We start from the raw sequence: 6321 nt of genomic DNA on the forward strand, positions 1-6321 counted from the left end.
GTTTCCTTCCCCTTATATTGCTTATTAGTGCGCAAAAAAATTTGCCGTTAATCAAAATATTGAATTCAAACCTGATTGTAACGGAAGTAGTAAGAGCTATTACCGGTAGTATTGGTTTAATTTGTGCTATTCCGATTACTGCTGTCATAACCGCCTTTTTTCTGAGCCGAAAAGGGAACAAACAGGCAGAGGCGCAGGATTTGTCGGCAAAATGAATGAGAATTTCATGAATTTCAAAAATCGGGAAGGAATAGGATAAACTGGACGGCCTTTTGCGATTTTTGCTTGTAGCAGTGGGGACGTACATTCTGCTTCCTTTATTTTATACAGCATATGTCAAGGGGGGACGGGATGCCGCAACATTCACATTAACTTTGTGTCGATAACCCCGTTCCTCTAATGAAATACGATCCTTGTCGCCTGGTGTTAAATTATTAAAAAATGAAGTGTAATTTTTGTTGCGAAATGATACAATAGTTACAGGAGGTGCTTTTATGAGTGTTGCTATTCGTATTGATGAAGAACTTTATGAGGACGCCAAAAGAACTGCAGCAGCCGAATTCCGCACCGTTCCCCTGCAAGTCGCATTTTGGGCTAAAATGGGGAAGATTGCTCTTGAAAATCCGGATTTGCCTATCGAATTAATACGGGATATGTTGATTTCGAAAGGGGAAAAATCCGAACCGTTTGCATTTAGTGAGTCATGATGAATCTCGAACAGAAGCCGCTATTTAAGCGCACCTACAAAAAAATTTATAAAAATCAACGACCACAGGTTAATAGTGCTATTAAAGTGATTGTGGCGGATCCGCTAATAGGAGAAGAAAAAAAGGGCGACTTAGCTGGCGTACGTGTCTATAAATTTGATATCCAAAACCAACTATACCTATTGGCATATACGGTCGATGAAACCACAATCACGTTACTTGCATTAGGCGTTTATGAGAACTTTTATCGGGAGCTAAAAAAATAATTAAAACTGATCTAGGGAAAAATTTCTTTGCTTTTTAAAAATAAACGAAAAACAGGTGCAGAGCGATGTTTATTGCCGATTTTCATATTCATTCGAAATATTCCCGGGCTACCAGCCGGGATTGTGTGCCGGAAATGCTGGACGTATGGGCGCGGCGCAAGGGGATTGACCTGCTGGGTACGGGGGATTTTACCCATCCGGCCTGGCGGGAGGAGCTGAAGGAGAAGCTGGTTCCTTCCGGGGACGGGGTTTATACGCTGAAACAGGAGTTTCGTCAGCAGGATGCGGGGGCGGGAGATGCTTTCCGGCCGCAGTTTATTGTTTCGGGGGAAATCAGCTCCATTTATAAGAAGAACGGCAAGGTAAGAAAGGTTCACAATCTGATTCTTTTGCCCGGGCTGGAGCAGGCGGAAAGGATATCCCACAGGCTGGAGACAATCGGCAATCTTCATTCCGACGGCCGGCCGATTTTGGGGCTGGACAGCCGGGATTTGCTGGAGATCGTGCTGGAATTGTGCCCGGAAGCTATTTTTATACCGGCTCACATTTGGACGCCCCATTTTTCCCTGTTTGGCGCCTATTCCGGCTTTGATACCATTGAAGAGTGCTTCGGGGATTTGACGGAACATATTTATGCGCTGGAAACAGGGCTTTCATCCGATCCGCCTATGAACTGGCGTCTGTCAGCGCTGGACCGGTTTGCCCTGGTGTCCAATTCTGATGCCCATTCTCCCTCCAAACTGGCCAGGGAGGCCAATCTTTTTGATACGGATGTTTCTTACCCCGGCATACTGAACGCGTTGAAAAATCCTGCCGGCAAGGAATTCGGCGGTACTCTTGAGTTTTTCCCGGAGGAAGGGAAGTACCATTATGACGGTCACCGGAAATGCAAGGTGTGCTGGAAGCCGGCGGAAACGGAAGCGGCGGGCGGCGTATGCCCGGTATGCGGCGGCCGGATTACGGTGGGCGTGCTCCACCGGGTGGAAGACCTTGCCGACCGGGAAGAGGGGTTCGTACCGCCGGCGGCAAAGCCGTTCGAGAGTCTCGTCCCCCTGAATGAAGTGGTCGCATCCTCTATGGGGTTTACTGTGGCCAGTAAAAAGGTGAAGCAGAAGTACGAGGATTTGCTGTGGAATCTGGGGCCGGAATTATCCATTCTCCGGGAGGTATCGCTCGGCGATATTGAGCAGGCGTCAGGTCCCTGTATCGCCGAAGGCGTCCGTCGGCTGCGCTGCGGCAAGGTGGAACTGCATCCCGGGTTCGACGGCGAATACGGTACGATTAAAGTGATGGATAAAAGTGAAATCGCTATGACTTCAGGCCAGCTGTGTTTTATCGGGCAGTCTTGTTTTAAGGATAAAGGGACTTCCGATCAGGACCCGTTGTCCGCCGCAAAAAAGGAAAAGCGGCAGATGCAGGCGCAGAAACCGGCGGCACCGGGCGGAGAGGATGATTGTCCTTCCTGTAAGCGGGAGTCTGCCGGGGAACCTGCTTCGCCAACGCTTCCTTATGGATTGAACCCGGAGCAGTGGGAAGCGGTTTCTTCCGCCGAACCAGTAACGGCGGTCATTGCCGGTCCGGGAACCGGAAAAACTAAAACGCTGGTCTGCCGGATCGCTTATTTGGTGGAACAGTGCGGTGTGGCTCCTTCCCGGATTACCGCCGTTACTTTTACCAACAAGGCTGCCAAAGAAATGCGCAGTCGTCTGGAGAAACATTTTGGCGATAAACGGATAGTTAGGGCTATGACCATCGGGACATTCCATTCAATCTGCCTGCAGATTTTGTCGCAAACGCAAGGCAAAGAGAACATAATCATTATTGATGAATACAGTGCTCGTTCCCTTAGCGAAGAAATTATCAGGGATTTGAAATTGAAAATTTCCCCCAGGAATGTCCTGCGGGAAATATCGCGGCTCAAAAATAGTGCGTCGCCGCCGGAAGAACAGCAAAGCATGGCTATTCCGGCGGAGGTGTACGCTGCCTATTGCTCGCAGCTGCAGCGCTGCGGTGTAATGGATTATGACGATATTCTTCTGGAAGTTCTTCGTCAGCTGGAGGGCAGAAATAGAGAAGAAGGCGCAGATAAAAACCCGGGAAATGCTGTTTCCTATTTGCTGGTGGATGAATTTCAGGATATTAATGAGCTTCAATATCGCTTGATCAAAGAATGGGGCAGGAAAAGCGAAGGTATTTTTATTATCGGCGATCCGGATCAGTCAATTTATGGTTTCCGGGGTTCTGATTTGCGTTATTTTATCAGATTTAAAGCGGAATTTCCCGCTATCCGGGAAATCCGGCTAACGCAGAATTACCGTTCGACGCCCGAAATACTTGCTGCCGCCAAAACGGTGATTACCGGGACCGGGGAAGAGCGACGTACCTGGCGCCTTGACGCGAACAGGGAAAGCGGCACCAGGGTACGGCTTATCGAGACCGGTGATGAATTTTCCGAGGCGTTGTTTGCTGCCAAGGAAATCAACCGGTTGATTGGCGGTATCGATATGCTGGCTGCACACACCTTTACCGCCGGCAGAAAAAAACCGAAAGATAAACCGGCAAGGGGCTTTGCCGATATTGCCCTGCTATACCGTACGAACCGGCAGGCGGATATGCTGGAGCAGTGTTTGTTAAAAGAGGGGATCCCTTATAAAGTGGCCGGACGGGACGAATTCCTGGGCGAAAACTTCGTCCGTGAGGCGATTGCGTTTTTTAAGTTTTTGCTCAACCCGGGGGATGTCGTATCTCTGCTGACCTGCCTGAAGGGGCAAGACACGGATTCGAAATTCAACCCAACAGTACTGGAGGAATACATGGCCGGCGAGAAAAGCGTAGCGTCTCTCAGCGGCATACTGGAAGAGGCGCTGCTCTCGTCACAAGCTGAAGCGGATCAACGCCGGAAGTTTATCGGACTGCTGCGGAAATATGAACCGATCGTCACCCGGGAAAAGCCGGCGCAGTTGTTCGATTCATGGATGATTGATAACAGTTTGTCAGGCATAAGGTGCATGGAGTTTCTGCTGCATACGTCTGTTATGCATACCGACATGGCTTCTTTTTTGCAGAATCTGGTGCTGGGGCGCGAAAGTGACGTGATTCGCAGCGGCAGCAAGGTTTATTCGCCTGATGCGGTTTCGTTAATGACGCTGCACGGAGCCAAAGGCCTTGAGTTTCCGGTGGTATTCCTGTGCGGTGTAAACGACGGCAGGATTCCTTTAAAAAACAGCAAGCATGAAACGGATATCGACGAGGAAAGACGGCTGTTTTATGTGGGGATGACCAGGGCAAAGGATGAACTGATTCTGTTGACGTCCGCGGCTGTGCCGTCGCCTTTTTTGGCTCACATGGCGCGAGAGCAGTTGAGCCGGGAAACTCCGGCTCAACTGCAAGCGCCTGCTTACAAACAGGCGAGCCTTTTTTAAAAGATCTTACACATTCCGTCTTCCGGGCACCCCGGCTTTGTCTAAGTTCGACTAACGAAACCGGGAGTTGTGGTTTCGAGTCTCACTTATTTTCTCAGAGAGAGTAATATGGCTGGTTAAAATGAGAATTCGCGAAAAAAATGGCGAAAAGATATTTTTTTTGTGATATAATATATTATTATAGTTTCTTTGAGTTAACCGATAGTAGATATAGGAGGTTTTTATAACATGCAGCAAGGAACTTTTCGGGTAAAGGCCGGTTTGGCAGAAATGCTCAAAGGCGGCGTTATTATGGATGTTACTACGCCGGAGCAGGCGAAGATCGCCGAAGAAGCAGGTGCCTGCGCCGTTATGGCGCTGGAAAGAGTGCCGGCTGATATTCGTGCGGCCGGAGGGGTTGCCCGTATGGCGGATCCGTCGATTGTCCAGCGGATTATGGATGTGGTTACGATTCCGGTTATGGCTAAGGCACGGATTGGTCATTTTGTCGAAGCACAGATTCTGGAATCATTAGGAGCCGATTATATAGATGAAAGTGAAGTACTGACTCCGGCGGATGACAAATTTCATATTAATAAGCATCAATTTAAAGTACCCTTTGTCTGCGGGGCGAGAAACCTGGGAGAAGCCTTGCGCCGTATCGGTGAAGGCGCTGCGATGATTCGTACCAAAGGGGAACCTGGTACCGGCAATGTAATTGAAGCGGTGAAGCATATCCGGATGGTGATGAGCGAGATCCGGCAGCTGCAAAATTTGCCGACAGAAGAAGTGCCTGCTTTTGCCAAAAATATTGCCGCTCCGCTGGAACTGGTTTTGGAAACGAAAAAATTAGGCCGTCTGCCGGTAGTGAATTTTGCCGCCGGCGGAATTGCCACTCCGGCTGATGCCGCGCTGATGATGCAGCTGGGCTGCGACGGCATTTTTGTCGGTTCCGGTATTTTCAAATCCGGCGATCCGGCCAAACGGGCCAAAGCGATTGTTTCGGCTACAACGTATTACAATGATCCAAAAGTATTAGCGGAAGTATCCAAGGACTTAGGGGAAGCTATGGTGGGTATTGAAATCTCCACCATTCCTGAGAACGAACGGATGCAGGAACGCGGCTGGTAATAGCAGAAAGAGGGACAAGCAGGAATGAAGATTGGCGTACTTGCCTTACAGGGAGCCTTTCGGGAACATCGGCAGACATTGGAACGCTGCGGTGTGGAAGCGGTTGAGATTCGCAAACCGGAAGAACTGGCTGATATAGAAGGTTTGATTATTCCCGGCGGGGAAAGCACCACGATGGGTAAGCTGATGGTGGAATGGGAACTGATGGAACGGATCAAAGCCCGGGCTGCTACGGGAATGGCGATTTACGGCACTTGCGCCGGTATGATTGTGCTGGCGAAAGAGATTGTCGGCAGCGATCAGCCCCGCTTGGGTCTGATGGATATCGCAGTGCAGCGGAATGCTTTCGGCCGTCAGCGGGAAAGCTTCGAAGCCGATTTATTTGTTCCGGAATTCGGCGAGCAACCATTGCGGGCTGTGTTTATCCGGGCGCCCTACATCGAACGTGTTGGAGCGGAAGTGAAGGTTATGGCAGCCGTAGATGATAAAGCGGTTATTGCCCGGCAGGGCAAGCTGCTGGTAACATCCTTTCATCCTGAATTGACAAATGATGATCGTATCCATAAATATTTTCTATCTATGATTCGGGAGTAAGAAGCATAGATAGAATGAGGAAAACGCTCTCGCTGAGAAGGCGAGAGCGTTTTTGCATGATCGTTATGATAGAAAGCAGGGGCTATGAGCCTTGTCACGGGCTTCTTGATAGATGATAATTTGGCTATGAGCTATGAGCTATGAGCTATGAGCTATGAGCTATGAGCTATGAGCTATGAGCTATGAGCTATGAGCTATGAGCTATGAGCTATGAGCTATGAG

Annotated in this window: 6 protein-coding genes; all 6 read left to right on the forward strand. The window is 49.3% G+C overall.

Features of this window, described 5'->3' with window-relative positions; translation table 11 throughout:
• On the forward strand, nucleotides 1-215 hold a 215-nt coding region (locus ABFC84_06590; protein MEN6412422.1), incomplete at its 5' end, for a YibE/F family protein.
• A gap of 279 nt (nucleotides 216-494) precedes the next feature.
• Nucleotides 495-707, forward strand: coding sequence for a hypothetical protein (locus ABFC84_06595; GenBank protein MEN6412423.1), 213 nt, complete (start codon nucleotides 495-497; stop codon nucleotides 705-707).
• Nucleotides 704-973, forward strand: coding sequence for a type II toxin-antitoxin system RelE/ParE family toxin (locus ABFC84_06600; protein ID MEN6412424.1), 270 nt, complete (start codon nucleotides 704-706; stop codon nucleotides 971-973). The genes ABFC84_06595 and ABFC84_06600 overlap by 4 nt, the downstream gene beginning before the upstream one ends.
• Nucleotides 974-1038: 65 nt before the next feature.
• The gene (locus tag ABFC84_06605; protein MEN6412425.1) at nucleotides 1039-4395 is read left to right on the forward strand and encodes a UvrD-helicase domain-containing protein; all 3357 of its coding nucleotides are present in this window, start codon (nucleotides 1039-1041) and stop codon (nucleotides 4393-4395) included.
• A 228-nt stretch (nucleotides 4396-4623) separates the two neighbouring features.
• Entirely contained in the window at nucleotides 4624-5505 is an 882-nt protein-coding gene (gene pdxS, locus ABFC84_06610) for a pyridoxal 5'-phosphate synthase lyase subunit PdxS (protein MEN6412426.1), read from the forward strand.
• 24 nt (nucleotides 5506-5529) lie between these two features.
• Nucleotides 5530-6099 carry a pyridoxal 5'-phosphate synthase glutaminase subunit PdxT gene (pdxT, locus tag ABFC84_06615; GenBank protein ID MEN6412427.1) on the forward strand — a complete coding sequence of 190 codons (570 nt, stop codon included), beginning with the start codon at nucleotides 5530-5532 and terminating at the stop codon, nucleotides 6097-6099.
• Nucleotides 6100-6321: the final 222 nt, after the last annotated feature.

The sequence above is a fragment of the Veillonellales bacterium genome (assembly GCA_039680175.1).
Classification (GTDB): domain Bacteria; phylum Bacillota; class Negativicutes; order JAAYSF01; family JAAYSF01; genus JBDKTO01.